Source organism: Bradyrhizobium sp. USDA 3262, assembly GCF_054060035.1.
On the sequence record NZ_JBSSCT010000001.1, the window covers coordinates 244430 to 258529 of the forward strand.

At 64.6% G+C, this 14100-nt stretch carries 10 protein-coding genes and 1 tRNA gene; 8 read left to right on the top strand and 3 right to left on the bottom strand.

The features are described from left to right. Positions 1 to 17: 17 nt before the first annotated feature. Positions 18 to 425, bottom strand: a complete 408-nt coding sequence (locus ACVWYP_RS01145; protein ID WP_304497433.1) for a hypothetical protein — start codon at positions 423 to 425, stop codon at positions 18 to 20. A gap of 101 nt (positions 426 to 526) precedes the next feature. Here ACVWYP_RS01145 and ACVWYP_RS01150 point away from each other — a divergent pair. Next, positions 527 to 601, top strand: a tRNA-Thr gene (locus tag ACVWYP_RS01150). Positions 602 to 805: 204 nt separating this feature from the next. Continuing rightward, positions 806 to 1996 (top strand): hypothetical protein, encoded by a 1191-nt coding sequence (locus ACVWYP_RS01155; protein ID WP_304497434.1) that lies wholly within the window; start codon positions 806 to 808, stop codon positions 1994 to 1996. 176 nt (positions 1997 to 2172) lie between these two features. Here ACVWYP_RS01155 and ACVWYP_RS01160 read toward each other — a convergent pair whose 3' ends face one another. Beyond that, positions 2173 to 2298: a hypothetical protein gene (locus tag ACVWYP_RS01160; RefSeq protein WP_256438803.1), complete on the bottom strand. Its 126-nt coding sequence runs from the start codon at positions 2296 to 2298 to the stop codon at positions 2173 to 2175. Between the two features lie 99 nt (positions 2299 to 2397). Here ACVWYP_RS01160 and ACVWYP_RS01165 point away from each other — a divergent pair, with 99 nt between their 5' ends. From ACVWYP_RS01165 to ACVWYP_RS01190, 6 genes are all read left to right on the top strand, one after another. Then, on the top strand, positions 2398 to 2718 hold the full coding sequence (locus ACVWYP_RS01165; protein WP_028338941.1) for a hypothetical protein: 321 nt from the start codon (positions 2398 to 2400) through the stop codon (positions 2716 to 2718). A 330-nt stretch (positions 2719 to 3048) separates the two neighbouring features. After that, complete coding sequence (locus tag ACVWYP_RS01170; RefSeq protein ID WP_304497435.1) at positions 3049 to 3792, top strand: outer membrane protein; 744 nt, start codon at positions 3049 to 3051, stop codon at positions 3790 to 3792. Between the two features lie 251 nt (positions 3793 to 4043). Continuing rightward, on the top strand, positions 4044 to 6188 hold the full coding sequence (locus ACVWYP_RS01175) for a methyl-accepting chemotaxis protein (protein WP_304497436.1): 2145 nt from the start codon (positions 4044 to 4046) through the stop codon (positions 6186 to 6188). A 343-nt stretch (positions 6189 to 6531) separates the two neighbouring features. Further along, positions 6532 to 7596, top strand: coding sequence for an MBL fold metallo-hydrolase (locus ACVWYP_RS01180; protein WP_028338944.1), 1065 nt, complete (start codon positions 6532 to 6534; stop codon positions 7594 to 7596). Between the two features lie 184 nt (positions 7597 to 7780). Beyond that, complete coding sequence (gene hemA / locus ACVWYP_RS01185) at positions 7781 to 9010, top strand: 5-aminolevulinate synthase (protein ID WP_028338945.1); 1230 nt, start codon at positions 7781 to 7783, stop codon at positions 9008 to 9010. A 114-nt stretch (positions 9011 to 9124) separates the two neighbouring features. After that, positions 9125 to 12634 (top strand): PAS domain-containing hybrid sensor histidine kinase/response regulator, encoded by a 3510-nt coding sequence (locus tag ACVWYP_RS01190; RefSeq protein WP_304497437.1) that lies wholly within the window; start codon positions 9125 to 9127, stop codon positions 12632 to 12634. A 183-nt stretch (positions 12635 to 12817) separates the two neighbouring features. Here ACVWYP_RS01190 and ACVWYP_RS01195 read toward each other — a convergent pair whose 3' ends face one another. Then, positions 12818 to 13996 (bottom strand): YncE family protein, encoded by a 1179-nt coding sequence (locus ACVWYP_RS01195; RefSeq protein WP_304497438.1) that lies wholly within the window; start codon positions 13994 to 13996, stop codon positions 12818 to 12820. Positions 13997 to 14100 lie beyond the last annotated feature (104 nt).

A 14100-nucleotide genomic window follows, 5' to 3' on the forward strand; every position in this document is an offset into this window, starting at 1 on the left:
AATGCGCACGAACCGGGTTAACGGCGCGGCTCGTTTCCGCCGGCGTCATCTACCGAGCCATCGGCTGGTTCGGAAGCCACATCCTCGCGACCGCGCGCCTGCGATTTCCGTCGCTTCAGATTTTCGCGCAGCGCCAGCTTGAGACGATCCTGTCGTGAATCCTTCACGCGGGCTCCGGCCTGCCCGCCGCCTCTGTCCTGATCGCCTGTCATTGCAAAACTCTCGAGCCGCCGCCGACCGGCGCGAGGCGAGCATAGCCAATGGCGGATGCCCGCGCACCCTGCCCGGTCGGCCAGTTGCGGCGATATGATTCGGCGGCAAGCGCGGATCGGGATAGTTTCGGCGAGATCGGGAACCCAATCCGGCCGAAATCGGCCGAATTGGCCAAAATCATCGGCGAGGCCGTCGATTTCTGCCGATTTCAAGGGCGACAGGGGCGCTGTTTCGCTTGCGCCAAAGGGAGGCCTGTGGCAAGAACCGCCCGCTTGGACGGGCCCTTGGGGCCGATTCAATTTTTCCCGGGCATGCTGCCGTAGCTCAGTGGTAGAGCACTCCATTGGTAATGGAGAGGTCGACAGTTCAATCCTGTCTGGCAGCACCAGGATCTTCATCGCGCAGCGCTGAGCCGAATACGAGACATCCCCGCCTCGCCAAAGACCGGACCAAAGGCCCGGCCTCCGTTACGTCCTGATCGTGAAATCTACTTTTGGTTGATTTTCGGCCACAGCCATACTTCTATGGCACCTGTAATTACTTTGGCGAATTTCAGAACTCGGCAATACGACAGGGAATTGGGGGATTTCACGTGCACATAAAAGTTCTGCTGCCGGCGGCTGTTACGCTGCTGGCCTCCTCGTCCGCATTTGGCTTTGACTTGGGAGATGTTGAGCGTGCATCGGGCTCGCAGCCGGTCGTAAGAGCCTTCGACGGCCCCAGGGACGTTTTCCAGTACGATCTCAAGGTCCGCAATCTCTGCGACAATCCGCAGAGCCTGAACAACGTGGCATCGGGCTGGGTCGGAGCGAAGCGAACCGGCAACATATTCCAGGATGGATTCAATATTCACGACCGGTCTGTCGCCCTTGCGGCCGTCGTCACGTTCCCGAACGCCAAGAGTGACCAGATCAAGCAGGTCAAGGTACCGATCATAGCGAAAGCCAACTTTGGCGACGTTCAAATTCAGAACTGCGAAGGCACCATCATCACCGACGTTCCGGCGAACGCGAAAGTAAGGCTGCACTTTGAGTACAAGCAGTCGGACACCATCCGATTCAATGACCCGACGAAGTTTGTGAGCGGGATTGCGACGGTCGGCACCAGTGCGGTCGCGTTGGGTTCCTTGGCCACGGGCACCGGTGTTGGATCGGCGATCGTTCCTGTCGTCTCCTATCTGGAGAAGAACAGCAACGCCATCACCACGCTCAATAACGGGGTGAACTCGATCATGGCGTCGTTTGCGGAAACCAGATCGCCCGATCCCAGGCAGTATGAGATCAGGTCAACCGCCAGCAACATCAGCTACAGAAGCGGCCGAAAGACCGTCATCTCGATCGACAAGATCGTGCGTGACACCGGGCCGGATATTGACGGCGGAAACGGCTGGCTCGGAGTGGACAGGGCCTTTTCCGATCGGTACGGCGAGCTTCAAGGCCAATTCAACAATGCCCAGAATGCGGTTGATTCTCCCTGGTCGGCAAATCTGCCCAAGTTCTGCGCAAAGCTCCGAAGCTATGTGGATGGAGCGACCAAGGGAGACCGCTTCGCCTCGGCTCTCGGTATCGGATTTCACGCCTTCTACAACTCGACGGAGTATGGCGGGAAAACCTGTCTGAACTCTTGGGACATCGCGGCCCTGAAAGCGCACCATTTTGCCCCGCCGTTCCCCGGTGCCTGGCCGACGAATGCGACACCATCCGAACCTGTGGTGGCAGCACGGTCTGCGCCCAAGCCGTCCGGCAAATCCGCCCGGATGGCCAACGCTCTCGCCTCACGCTGATGATCTGAACACACCCTGTCGGCGCCGATCGGAGGCGCCGGCAGGACGTGGCTACCGCCTCTCAGGGAGGATTCTGCGATCCGGTTCCGGCGGCTACCGCCGGGCCTGAGCCGTCACGTGACCGCTCTATTTTGATCGCTATCCGCGCAATCGGCCCTTCGCACCGCTTCCGCGGATCAACGCGCCAGCAGCGCGCCCATTCCGCCGATCGTCAGCACGACGTAGAACGCGAACACACTGCCGACCCATTTCCAATCGATCTGATCGTGTTCGGGGCTGAGGCTTTCGATGATGCCGTGCATGATGGTTTCCTTTAGAACTCACCTGTGTGGCGTATAACCCGCGCCTCGAGCACGTCATGTGACTCACTTCACATTTTGCCATCGCGGAGCGGACCAATCGTGACCGGCCCAGAACTGAAGAAACTGCGCGAACATCTCGGCGAGGCGCTCGGCCGCGAGCTGACGGCGGCTGACATGGCGAAGCTGTGCGGGCTGTCGGCCGCAGGCGGCGCCGAGAAGCTGCGCAGGTGGGAAGTCACCGGCCCGACTCCGAAGGTTGCCGCCCTGCTGCGCGTGCTGGCGATGGCGAGCGAGCACTATCCGATCCTGGAGAAGTTCGACGTGTTCGATCGCCACGACGTTCCGGTCAGGGATCGCGCCGCGCGTCGCCAGGCGTTTCGCGAGCAGATGCGCGACGATGTGCGCAAGCGACTGGCCTAAAGCGCGATGAGATTAGGTTGAATCATCATCGCGCTTTAGCTCCTTGTTTGAGCATGATCTTCTCGGAAAACCGCTTCGCACTTTTCCGGATCATGCTCTAGCCGACGGCTTGGTTAACGGGAAATGCGCGCCGCGCGCACCGCGTTAAGCCTTGCTTCATTCCACCTTAAGCGTTCGTTAGGCACAACAAAACGTTTCACCGCAAAGGCTGCGACTTAACGCTCCGAGCAGCGTTCGGGTGACTGCATTTTATTCAAATGCGGTCTAACCCATCCGCCATGGATGGCGCCATTCACGCTGCGCCTCATGACTTGTCCGGAGACTGCCCCCATGAAGACGTTCCTGCTCGCAACCGCAGCCGCCGCGGCTGCCGTCGCTGCCTTTGGCGCGACCGCCAACGCCGCCGATTTCAACCGTGGCTACTATCAGAAGGCGCCCGCGCCTGTTTACGCCGCTCCGCTCTACAACTGGACCGGCTTCTATCTCGGCGGCCATCTCGGCGGCGTGTTCTCCCAGAACAACAATTTCAACGGCCTCGCGCTGTCGGACTCCGACGCCCGCTTCATGGGCGGCGTGCAGGGCGGCTACGACTGGCAGCTGTCGCCGATGTGGGTGATCGGCGTCGAAGGCCAGTATTCCTGGGTCGGCGGCCACCAGCTCAACGCGATCTTCCCCGGCGGCTACGTCTACAACAACAACCAGCGCGGCATCGGCTCGATCACCGGTCGCGTCGGCTACACCTGGGGCCCGGGCCTGATCTATGTGAAGGGCGGTTACGCCTATTCCGACAACAACGAAACGGTGACGCTCGGCGGCGCCCCGGTCGGCTTCGCGCTCAGCGACAACCACAGCAACGGTTGGACCATCGGCGGCGGCGCCGAATACATGTTCGCGCCGAACTGGTCGGCCAAGGTCGAGTACCAGTACTACGACTTCGGCGACAGCCGCTTCACCGCGCCGGGTGCGCTGGTGCCGGTCGGCAGCTTCCACAATGACGAGCACACCGTGAAGGCGGGCCTCAACTACCGCTTCAATCTCGGCAACTTCGGCGGCCCCGCTTACGGCCGCTACTGAGAATACTGCCCACAACCGATAGTGGAAAAGGCCGGCGCAAGCCGGCCTTTTTGCGTCATGTCGCGTGCATCGATTCCGCACAGCGAACCAGGACCGCGCTACGGCGTGGCCGCCCTGAAAAATCCCGCAGATGGTCGCAATTTTCCCGATTTTGTTAACCGGCCGCACCGATACTCCCGCGCCGGGGAAACATCCAAGAGTAGTGGCCAAGGATAGTGGCCAAGCGTAGTGGGCCAGGGGGCACGGGGGCAATGGCGTTTCGGTTCAAGCTCGGGAAACCAAATCTCAAGCGTATCCATCTGCCGCAGATGGGCGTCAGGGGCAGCCTGTTCGCAGCGTTCGCGGTGATCGCGGGCATGGCGCTGGTGATCAGCGCAGGCGCCGGCATCGTGCTGCATCAGCTCGGCGGCACCATGACCGATCTCTCCGGCCGCGACATTCCGCGACTTGCCGCGAGCCTGCAGCTTGCCGCGCAAAGCGCTTCGCTCGCGGCGCAAGGTCCCGGCCTGCTCGCCGTGCAGAGCGAGGACGCGCTGAACGATCGCACCAAGAAGGTGCAGGACGTCGCGCGGCTCACCAACGCCAAGCTTGGCGAGATCATCGAGCTCGGCGCCGACAAATCCGTGGTCAGCGCGCTGCAGGAGAACGTCAAGAACACCGACGAGGCGACCAAGAGCCTGATCTCGGCGGCGCGCGAGCGGCTCGAGGTCGGCGCGTTGCGCGACAAGCAGTACAACGCGCTGCGCAAGGCGCAGGCGGCGTTCGTCTCCGCCGCAAGTCCGGCGATGCTCGACGCGCAGACCCGGCTCAACGCCATCCTCGCCGCGGCCGAGGTGTCCGCGGACGACGCCACTGAAGCTGCCCGCACCGTCGGCCAGATCAGCAACGTGCTCGCCGCCGGCAATCTGATGGCTGCCGACATGACCGCGGCGCTGTCGGCCAATTCCAGCGAAACGCTCGATGCGATCGAGGCCGAGTTCAAGGCCGGGCGCGAACGCGTCAAGTCCAACCTCGAGGACCTGCCGAACAATCCCGCGATCGTTGCGGTGCGCGACACCGCCTCGAAGCTGCTCGTGCTCGGCGAAGGCAAGACCGGCGTGTTCAAGATCCGCCAGAAGGAGCTCGACGCGATCGACTACGGCCAGACCATCCTGGAAGAGACGCGCAAGCTCAATGTCGGGCTCGGCATCAGCGTCCAGCAGTTGGTCGACGCGGTGCAGAAGGAGACCGACAGTTCGACCTTCCAGGCGCGGCAGCAGATCTCGCTCGCGACCATGGTGATGATCGGCCTCGGCGCGCTGACGCTGGTCGGCTCGTTCCTGTTCGTCTGGCTCTATGTCGGGCGCAACATCCTGCGCCGCATCCGCGGCCTGCAGCGCTCGATGCAGCTATTGTCCGACGGCGACCTCGACACCGAGATCCCGCAGAGCCGCCAGCGCGACGAGATCGCCGTCATGGCCGACGCGCTGCAGGTGTTCCGCGAGAGCATGGTCGAGAGCCGCGAGCTCACGGAAAACCAGAACAAGGACCGCAGCGCCAAGGCCGAGCGCGCCTCGCGCATGGAAGCGCAGATCGTCACGTTCGAATCCAACGTCCGCGGCGCGCTCGGCAGCCTGCAGACCGCGGCGAACTCGATGCAGTCGACCGCGCAGAGCATGTCGGCGACCGCCGACCAGTCGAGCGCGCTGGTCAACGCCGTCGCGTCGGCCGCCGAGGAAACCTCGGTCAACGTGCAGACGGTGTCGGCCGGCACCGAGGAGCTGTCGTCCTCGATCCAGGAGATCGGCCGTCAGGTCGTCACCTCGGCGGAGATCGCCCGCAAGGCGGTGGAGGAAGCCAGCGCCACCGACAGCACGATGCAGGGGCTCGCCGACAATGCCGCACGCATCAGTGTCGTGGTCGACCTGATCCAGACCATCGCCTCGCAAACCAATCTGCTCGCGCTCAACGCCACCATCGAGGCGGCGCGCGCCGGCGAGGCCGGCCGCGGCTTTGCCGTGGTCGCCTCCGAGGTGAAGAACCTCGCGAGCCAGACCGCGAAGGCGACCGAAGAAATCCGCCAGCAGATCGTCAGCATGCAGGAGGTGACGACCACGGCCGTCTCCGCCATCCGCAACATCTCGAGCACGATCGGCGAGATCAACGACGTCACCACCGCGATCGCCGCCGCGGTCGAGCAGCAGGGCGCGGCGACCCGCGAGATCGCCCGCAACATCCAGCATGCGGCGGGCGGCACCAGCGAGGTGTCGAGCAACATCGTCGGCGTCTCCACAGCCTCGGCCGAGGCGGGCTCTGCCGCCGGCGAGGTGCTGAGCGCCTCCGACGCGCTGCGCCGCGAGGCCGACGTGCTGCGCTCGGAGATCGACGGCTTCCTGTCGAACATCCGCGCGGCGTAACAACGATATCCCGTAGCCCGGATGAAGCCAACGGGTCGCGCGAACGCGCGCCCGATGACAGGCTCCGCGAAATCCGGGACCACGATTTGTCTTCCCCTTCCCCCTGAAAGGGGGAAGGTCGGGATGGGGTTCAGCCGCAGGCGACGCTCTATGTGGAGAGAGCAGATCCCCACCCGCTTTGCTCTGCGAGCAAAGCGACCTCCCCTTTTCAAGGGGAGGTTTGTCCGGATTGCGCTTCGCTTCATCCGGGCTACGGAATTCCGGCGACTTCCCAGCGTATTCTCCGGACGACTATCTGATTTTTCGGCTGGCGCGGCGGCCCGTGTGCCGCTAAGCCGGTAGCATGCATACGAAGACCGACCCCGTGCACTCCTCGGCGGAGGCACTGCGATACCCCTGGGAGAACCATCCCGGCCCCGACCAGGTCGTGGAGGTGGCTCCCGGCGTGCTGTGGGCGCGGCTGAAGCTGCCGTTCCGCCTCAACCATGTGAACATCTATCTGCTCGCCGACGGCGACGGCTGGACCATGGTGGATGCCGGCTTCGGCAATGAGGAATCGATCGCGGCCTGGACCACGCTGTTCGAGGGACCGCTGAAGCACGTCAAGGTCACCCGCCTGATCGTGACGCATTCGCACCCCGATCATGTCGGTCTCGCCGGCTGGATCACCGAGCGCTTCGGCTGTCCGCTGTTCATGTCGCAGGTGGAATATCTGCAGTCGGTCTATCACCAGAACCGCGGCACCGAGGAGCGGCGCAACGCGCAGCGGCTGTTCTTCCGCCGTCACGGCATGGATGAGGACCTGACCGAAAAACTCCTCGGGCGCGGCCAGGACTATTTGAAGCGCGTCTCGGTGCTGCCGCCGTCCTATCACCGCCTCACCCATGGCGACGAGGTCGTGATCGGCACGCGGCGCTTCAAGGTGATTACCGGCGGCGGCCACGCGCTCGACCAGGTGATGCTGTATTGCGCGGCCGACAAGCTGTTCCTGTCCGCCGACCAGGTGCTGAGCAAGATCTCGCCCAATGTCAGCGTCTGGGCGGTCGAGCCCGAGCAGAACTCGCTCGGCGAATATCTGGCGTCGCTGGCGAGCCTGACCACCACCCTGCCCTATGACGTGATGGTGCTGCCCGGCCACGGCGTGCCGTTCTACGGGCTGAAGACCCGGATCAAGCAGCTTGCCGATCACCATGAGGAGCGCTGCCGGCTGATCGCCGAAGCCTGCCGCGAGGTGCCGCAGACCTCCAAGGAGCTGGTGCCGGTGGTGTTCCACAAGCACGTGCTGGACGAGCACCAGATGGGTTTTGCCGCCGGCGAGCTGGTCGCCCATGTCAACTACATGCTGGTCGAGGGCCGCCTGACGGCCGAGATGCACGCCGACGGCATGCTGCGCTTCAAGACGACCTGAACCCGGCCGGGCGGCAAGGGATCGCCCGGCGATTTGACCGAAATCAAGCCGAACGGCCCCGGCTAGGGCAATTTGCCCAACTGCGGCGCATGCCCAGATGTGGGTCAATGCATGGACATTAGAGCTGGAAAAGCTCTAAGAAGAAGCAATCATTCCGGTCAGGTTCCGTTTTCTGGGTTTGCCGATGGATTACAGCCAGTTCTTCAATGCCGCCCTCAACCGCCTGCACGACGAGCGGCGCTACCGGGTGTTCGCCGACCTCGAGCGGATCGCGGGCCGCTTCCCGCACGCGACCTGGCATTCGCCGAAGGGCAGCCGCAACGTCGTGATCTGGTGCTCCAACGACTATCTCGGCATGGGCCAGCACCCCAAGGTGGTCGGCGCGATGGTCGAGACTGCGACCCGGGTCGGCACCGGCGCCGGCGGCACCCGCAACATCGCGGGCACCCATCACCCGCTGGTGCAGCTCGAGGCGGAACTCGCCGACCTCCACGGCAAGGAAGCCTCGCTGCTGTTCACCTCGGGCTATGTTTCGAACCAGACCGGCATCTCGACGCTCGCCAAGCTGATCCCGAACTGCCTGATCCTTTCGGACGCGCTGAACCACAATTCGATGATCGAGGGCGTGCGCCAGGCCGGCTGCGAGCGCCAGATCTTCCGCCACAACGACGTCGCGCATCTCGAGGAGCTCCTGATCGCCGCCGGTCCCGACCGGCCGAAGCTGATCGTCTGCGAGAGCCTTTATTCGATGGACGGCGACGTCGCGCCGCTCGGCAAGATCTGCGATCTCGCCGAGCAATACGGCGCCATGACCTATCTCGACGAGGTGCATGCGGTCGGCATGTACGGCCCGCGCGGCGGCGGCATCGCCGAGCGCGACGGCGTGATGCACCGGATCGATATCGTCGAGGGCACGCTGGCAAAAGCCTTCGGCTGCCTCGGCGGCTACATTGCAGGCCGCGCCGAGGTTATCGACGCGGTGCGCTCCTATGCGCCGGGCTTCATCTTCACCACCGCGCTGCCGCCGGCGATCTGCTCGGCCGCGACGGCTGCGATCCGGCACCTGAAGACCTCGAACTGGGAGCGCGAGCGCCACCAGGACCGTGCCGCCCGCACCAAGGCGATCCTGACCGCCGCCGGCCTGCCTGTCATGTCGAGCGACACCCATATCGTGCCGCTGTTCGTCGGCGATCCCGAGAAGTGCAAGCGGGCCTCCGACCTGCTGCTCGAGGACCACGGCATCTACATCCAGCCGATCAACTATCCGACGGTCGCCAAGGGCACCGAGCGGCTGCGCATCACGCCCTCGCCCTACCATGACGACGGCCTGATCGACGCGCTGGCCGAGGCGCTGCTCCAGGTCTGGGACCGGCTCGGCCTGCCCCTGCGCCAGAAGTCGCTGGCCGCCGAGTAACCCTATTCGTTTCCGACCCCGAATTTGGGCCGGCCGTGCATCGCGCGGCCGGCCCTTTGCGTTATATAATCCGGTATCCGGCCCCTTTCCCGGCCTGGACGGAGATAAGCAGCGATGCTGCACGACTGGGGCGTAATCGCCACGGCGTTCGCCTACATCGGATTGTTGTTCTTCATTGCCAGCCGCGGCGACCGCACGTCGCCGGGCGAGCGCGGCCGTGCCAGCCAGTGGATCTATCCGCTGTCGCTGGCGATCTACTGCACCTCCTGGACCTTCTTCGGCTCGGTCGGCTTCGCCACCCGCACCAGCATCGACTTCCTGGCGATCTATGTCGGCCCGATCGTGATGGTCGGACTGTGCACGCCGCTGCTGCGCCGGGTGATCGCGCTCGCCAAGTCGCAGAACATCACCTCGATCGCCGACTTCATCGCCGCGCGCTACGGCAAGAGCCAGGCGGTGGCGGCGACCGTGGCGCTGATCGCGATCATCGGCTCGGTGCCCTACATCGCGCTGCAGCTGAAGGCGGTGGCGGCGTCGCTGGAGACCATCCTGAGCGAGGACCAGGCGTTCTCGAAAATCCCTGTGATCGGCGACATCGCGCTGATGGTGACGCTGGCGATGGCGGTGTTCGCGGTGCTGTTCGGCACCCGCCACACCGACGCGACCGAGCATCAGCACGGCCTGATCCTGGCGATCGCGGCCGAGTCCATCGTCAAGCTGGTCGCCTTCATCGCCGCCGGCGCCTTCGTCACCTTCTGGATGTTCTCTCCGGTCGAGCTCTACGAGCGCGCCCTGAAGACGCCGGAGGCGGTGCGCGCGATCGAATATGTGCCGTCGATCGGCAATTTCCTGATCATGACGCTGCTGTCGTTCTGCGCGGTCATGCTGCTGCCGCGCCAGTTCCATGTCAGCGTGGTCGAGAATTCGACGCCCGCCGAAGTCACCCGGGCGCGCTGGCTGTTCCCGCTCTACCTCATCGCCATCAACCTGTTCGTGATTCCGATCGCGATCGCCGGCCTCGTCATCTTCCCGTTCGGCGCGGTCGATGCCGACATGTTCGTGCTGGCGCTACCGATCGAGGGCAATTCGCAATTGCTCAGCCTCGCCGTGTTCGTCGGCGGGCTGTCGGCGGCGACCGCGATGGTGATCGTCGAATGCGTCGCGCTGTCGATCATGGTCTCCAACGACATCGTGCTGCCGCTGGTCCTGCCGCGCAGCGACGATGCCAGCGCCGGCCAGAAGGACTTTGGCAATTTCCTGCTGAAGGCGCGCCGCTTCTCGATCTTCGCCATCATGGTGCTGGCGTATTTCTACTATCGCGCGCTCGGCAACACCCAGCTGGTCGCGATCGGCCTGTTGTCGTTTGCCGCGATCAGCCAGCTGGCGCCGGCGTTCTTCGGCGGCCTGTTCTGGCGCAGAGCCACCGCCCGCGGCGCCATGGCGGGCATGCTGGTCGGCTTCGCGACGTGGCTCTACACCCTGTTCATCCCGAGCTTCCTGGAAACCTCGACCGCCGGCCTGATGCTGCTGCAGCACGGGCCGTTCGGGATCGAGGCGTTGCGGCCGCAGGCGCTGTTCGGCGCCGACCTGCCGCCGCTGCTGCACGGCGTGCTGTGGAGCCTTGCGCTCAACATCCTCACCTATGTGCTGTTCTCGCTGGCGCGCGCGCCGTCCTCGATCGAGCTGTTGCAGGCCGACGTGTTCGTGCCCAACGCGCTGGCGCCGATCGCGCCCAGCTTCCGGCGCTGGCGCACCACGGTGACGGTGGAGGACATCCAGAGCACGGTGACGCAATATCTCGGCCCCGACCGCACCCGCGAGGCCTTCGCCGCCTTCGCCGTCGACCGCAACATCGTGCTGCTGGCGTCGGCTCCGGCCGATTTCGAGCTGCTGCAGCATGCCGAGCGGTTGATCGCCTCCTCGATCGGGGCGGCGTCCTCGCGCCTCGTGATGTCGCTGCTGCTGCAACGGCGCACGGTGTCGGCCAAGGCCGCGCTGAAACTGCTCGACGATTCCCACGCCGCCCTGCACTTCAACCGCGAGATCCTGCAGACCGCGCTCAATCACGTGCGCCAGGGCATCGCGGTGTTCGACGCCGATCTGCAGCTGATCTGTTCCAACCGCCAGTTCTCCGAATTGCTGGGGCTGCCGCAGCATCTGGTACAGCTCGGCATCCCGCTGTCCGAGATCCTCGAATTCATGGGCGCGATCAGTCCGCCGGCGTCCGGCGACGGCGACAGCCTGCTGCAGGCCCGCCTGCGCGCCTACACCACCGAGGGCGAGCCCTATCTGGAACGCTTCACCGACCGCCATCTGGTGATCGAGGTGCGTGCCAACCGGATGCCAGGCGGCGGGCTCGTCATCACCTTCTCCGACGTCACGCCGAGCTTCGAGGCGGCGGAGGCGCTGGAGCGCGCCAACGCGACGCTGGAAAAGCGGGTGCGCGACCGCACCGAGGAGCTGACGCGGTTGAACTCGGAGCTCGCGCTCGCCAAGGGCATCGCGGAAGACGCCAACGCCTCCAAGACGCGCTTCCTGGCGGCCGCCAGCCACGACATCCTGCAGCCGCTCAACGCGGCGCGCCTCTATGTCACGAGCCTGGTCGAGCGTCAGAACGGCGGCGAGGACTCGCGCCTGGTCGAGAACATCGACGACTCGCTCGAAGCGATCGAGGACATCCTGGGCGCGCTGCTCGACATTTCCAGGCTCGACGCCGGCGCCATGACGCCGGCGATCACGAGCTTCCGGATGGCCGACCTGATGCGCTCGCTGGAGATCGAGTTCATGCCGATCGCCCGCGACAAGGGCCTCGACCTGCGCTTCGTGGCCTGCTCGCTGCCGGTCGAATCCGATCGCTCGCTGCTGCGCCGGCTGCTGCAGAATTTCATCTCCAACGCGATCAAATATACCCCGCGCGGCCGCGTCCTGATCGGTTGCCGCCGCCGCGGCGCCACGCTCCAGATCAGCATCTTCGACACCGGCGTCGGCATTCCCGTGCAGAAGCGCGGCGAGATCTTCAAGGAGTTCCATCGTCTCGAGCAGGGCGCCCGGATCGCGCGCGGCCTCGGCCTCGGCCTGTCGATCGTCGAGCGGCTGGCGCGGGTGCTCAACCACCGCATCGCGATCTCGGCCAATGTCAGCGGCGGCTCGGCGTTCTCGGTCACCGTGCCGGTCGCGACCGCCGTCAACCATACCGCGGCCGTCACCACCGCCACGCCGCTGTCGAAGACGCCGATGAGCGGCTCGCTGATCGTCTGCATCGAGAACGATCCCGCCATTCTCGACGGCATGAAGACGCTGCTGACGGCGTGGGACGCGGAGGTGATCGCGGTGCTCGACGCCGACGGCGCGATCAGCGCGATCGAGGCCGCCGGCGGCCGCGTCACCGGCGTGCTGGTCGACTATCATCTCGACCGCGGCAACGGCGTCGCCGCGATCCGCGAGATCCGCCGCCGCTTCGGCGACGGCATTCCGGCGATCCTGATCACCGCCGACCGCAGCCCGGCGGTGCGCGCCGCCGCGCGCGAGGAGAACATCGCCGTGCTGAACAAGCCGGTCAAACCCGCCTCGCTGCGCGCCCTGCTCGGACAATGGCGCACCCAGCAGATGGTGGCCGCGGAATAGCGCGCGGCGGCGCAATCCGGGCGCGCATCTCGCTTTGGATCATGATGCGATTGGATCGAATCGCATCATGAAGGCGCCGCAAAGACACGGTGCTCCCTCCGCAAGCGCGAGAGGTGAAGCGAGCCGCGGAGTGGCCGGCTCAACCGAAAATCACATGCTCCAGCAAGATCGCCAGGTGTCGGTTCAGTTCGGCCCCATTCCGGCCGACGCCGGGTGCCCTGGCACCTGAAAGCGCTTGCCTGTGTCGGTAACGTTGGTTCCGTCGACCTTGAGGATCGAGAAATCCTGGCTGAGGTAGTTCCCGACCAGGATGTATTTTCCGTCGGGCGTGAAGACCGCGGCCTCAGGCAGTCCGCCGACTTCGATATCTCCGGTCTTGGTCACTTTCTTGCCGTCGATCTTCAGGACCGAGACGCTGCCGTTCTTCTCATGGAAGAACGCATTCTTCATGTTCGAGCCGCGCAGGATCACCGAGACTGCGAGATCCCCCTTCGGGCTGACGCCAAGCCCCTCCGGTCCATCGCCGACCACCACGCGATCGATGATGCGCGGCGGCTTCGCTTCGAGATCGATGACGCTGGCCGTGTCGACGCTGCCGTCCGACGCGCCCGCGTTGCCATTGTCCGACGTCAACGCGATCTTGCTGTTCGGGGTCACTGCGACGTTATAAGGCCATTGGCCGGCCGGCAGGTCTATCTTGGTGTAGGTGACTTTGTCGCCGGCGATATCGAGCACCGATATCTTGTGCCCGGGAAAACGCGCGACCAGCGCGTGCTTGCCGTCTGGCGCGAACGCGACATGTGCGACACTGTCAGGCATCGATATCGTGTCGGTGATCTTGACGTCAGTGCCGTTGACCGAAAGTACGCTGATCGAATTGTCCCCGCGGTTGGCAACCAACGCCATCTTGCCATCGGGACTGAAGCTCAACCCTGATGGCTGCTTTCCGCCGGCAATGGTCGCTGCCAGCTTGGGCGGGGTCGCCTTGAGATCGATCACATAGATCTTGTTATCCGGCACCTGCTTCAGAGCGTCGCCTTCCTTCACCACGTCGACCGAATCCGCGACCAGCGCCACCGTTCCGGTCGGATCGATAGCGACGTTGACCGGGGGACCGACTACCGAGTTCTTCAATGGGAGAGAAGCCGCAATCTTCGGGTTCTCGGGATCGGCGAGATCGACGATCAGCACTTGATCCTTGCCGGGCGCTGACAGCACCGGCTTGCCGTCGTCGTCCCACAACAGCTTCTCGTCCAGGCCGACGATCATCAACGGCTTGGCCTGAGCGCAATTGAAAGAGCTGGTACCGAGAAGGATTGCCGCAGCCAGAGATAGTCCGGCGAGGCGAGTGACGGAAATCATGGCGTTCTCCCCAAAAGCATGCGGCCTCTCACGGGCCGATGCCGGACAGGATACTCGGTTTTCGACCGATGCGCAGTTTGAATGGGATCTGGATGGCTTCGCGG

Bases quoted from the DNA above. Each gene is read 5' to 3' on its own strand.
- ACVWYP_RS01160 (WP_256438803.1), bottom strand. From the start codon at position 2,298: ATGCACGGCATCATCGAAAGCCTCAGCCCCGAACACGATCAGATCGAT.
- ACVWYP_RS01180 (WP_028338944.1), top strand. From the start codon at position 6,532: ATGCATACGAAGACCGACCCCGTGCACTCCTCGGCGGAGGCACTGCGA.
- ACVWYP_RS01190 (WP_304497437.1), top strand. From the start codon at position 9,125: ATGCTGCACGACTGGGGCGTAATCGCCACGGCGTTCGCCTACATCGGA.
- ACVWYP_RS01170 (WP_304497435.1), top strand. From the start codon at position 3,049: ATGAAGACGTTCCTGCTCGCAACCGCAGCCGCCGCGGCTGCCGTCGCT.
- ACVWYP_RS01195 (WP_304497438.1), bottom strand. From the start codon at position 13,996: ATGATTTCCGTCACTCGCCTCGCCGGACTATCTCTGGCTGCGGCAATC.
- hemA (WP_028338945.1), top strand. From the start codon at position 7,781: ATGGATTACAGCCAGTTCTTCAATGCCGCCCTCAACCGCCTGCACGAC.
- ACVWYP_RS01175 (WP_304497436.1), top strand. From the start codon at position 4,044: ATGGCGTTTCGGTTCAAGCTCGGGAAACCAAATCTCAAGCGTATCCAT.